Here is a 1,354-nt window from a genome sequence, read left to right as displayed (position 1 = left end):
AATGCGATGACGAGTGGATGAGCGGAAAAATCTATTTGAACATGAACACCTGATGCACGACCTCAAGAATTTTGCTCGTGAGAACTTTTACAGAAAAGGTGTTGCACAATCCAATGATTTTGACAGAGCGAAGCAAGGCTCGTTTTAGTGCACCTTGCTCTGCTTTTGAAAGGTAATAATCGGGACGTTCTCCTGCCAGAGAGATTACATCGGAAATCTGGATATTTGAGCGCAATGCCACGCTTTGATTGGCCCAAATTACGTCTTTTATCTGAGGATTTTCAAATGCAGAATTGCTACTCATTATGGGAGTGAACGTTAGCGTAACTGCTGTGGCAATTGCGGTTGTAAGCATAATTATTTCTCCACCAGTTTTTGTTGCACAGTATCAGGAATAAGCGCGAAGAAAGCTGTTTTCTCAAAGGTATGTGCTTTCTCTATCCAGTTCAATACATCTGGGGCATTCTTTGCCAAGAATGCATTCGCCGTACTTACTTCAACGTCTATTACTGCACTAGTTTTGGCTGGTAACGTACCTTGTACAAAACTACCATGTGCTAAACGGGTAGTAACAATGTGCTCTGTTTCTTCTGACACATTGAAGTTGAGATTGAGAGGCCCCGTTAATTGTTTTCCTCCAACGCTTACTTCAAATTCCAGTTCGTGGAAGTCTTTTATAAAATGCCGGTCTTGGACAATTGCATTGATGTATCTAAGGCCAATTTTATTTACTGAAATATTGGTTGTCAGGTTAGAAAAAAGGGCTTCAACAACCCCTTTCAATTGCGCTCGAAAGCTATCCCAACCAGGATATTTTTTTTCTCCAGCAACATGAAAGGAAATAGCCTGTTCGCCAATCCGAATTAAATTCGGACCTTGTTTTTCTCTTAGTTGAATCGTTGGTTGGAAACGCAGATTAGGATTAGCTTTGCGAATTGGAGCTGGAATATCAGCTATTGGCAAACGCTCGGCCAAATATCCGCTTTTCACCCAGAAATCAGTTGCGCGTCCAATAATTACTTCCGGCAAATCATCCGAAACAAACTGAATCTGACAAAGCGCCTCAACGATGGCATCGTCTTTAAGTTTTGAGGGTAATGTATTCACGGCAATATTTTTGGCCCGAATGATCGTTGGAAGGCGTGAATAATCAAAATTGGGTCAAGCTCAACATTTACGGTGCGTAGGGTAACGTGTGCTACGTCCAAAGTAAAGGAATCGCCCTCAAAAACAACACTCTTCCCAGTAGTGTCCGGTTAAAAGTCGAACAAATTTAGCTGGTTAGAAAAGTCCGTCTGTTCTAAGAGTTGTCCACCGCCCGCGAAAGCCTGATCTAGTGGGGTTTTCTCAAAGA

The 1,354-nt window shown here is 42.2% G+C and carries 2 protein-coding genes; both read right to left on the bottom strand.

Annotation, left to right across the window (positions count from 1 at the left end; translation table 11 throughout):
* Positions 1-31: 31 nt before the first annotated feature.
* Complete coding sequence (locus tag ACKTSJ_RS11105) at positions 32-355, bottom strand: hypothetical protein (protein ID WP_407900230.1); 324 nt, start codon at positions 353-355, stop codon at positions 32-34.
* 2 nt (positions 356-357) lie between these two features.
* Positions 358-1,107: a TIGR04255 family protein gene (locus tag ACKTSJ_RS11100; protein WP_407900228.1), complete on the bottom strand. Its 750-nt coding sequence runs from the start codon at positions 1,105-1,107 to the stop codon at positions 358-360.
* Positions 1,108-1,354 lie beyond the last annotated feature (247 nt).

The sequence above is a fragment of the Ferrigenium sp. UT5 genome (genome assembly GCF_045866295.1).
GTDB lineage: Bacteria > Pseudomonadota > Gammaproteobacteria > Burkholderiales > Gallionellaceae > Sideroxyarcus.
The sequence above is the reverse complement of the archived record's forward strand: the minus strand, read 5'-3'. Positions and strand labels throughout refer to the sequence as shown.

Excerpts from the sequence above, each read along its gene's own strand:
- ACKTSJ_RS11105 (WP_407900230.1), bottom strand. The coding sequence starts at position 355 with ATGCTTACAACCGCAATTGCCACAGCAGTTACGCTAACGTTCACTCCC.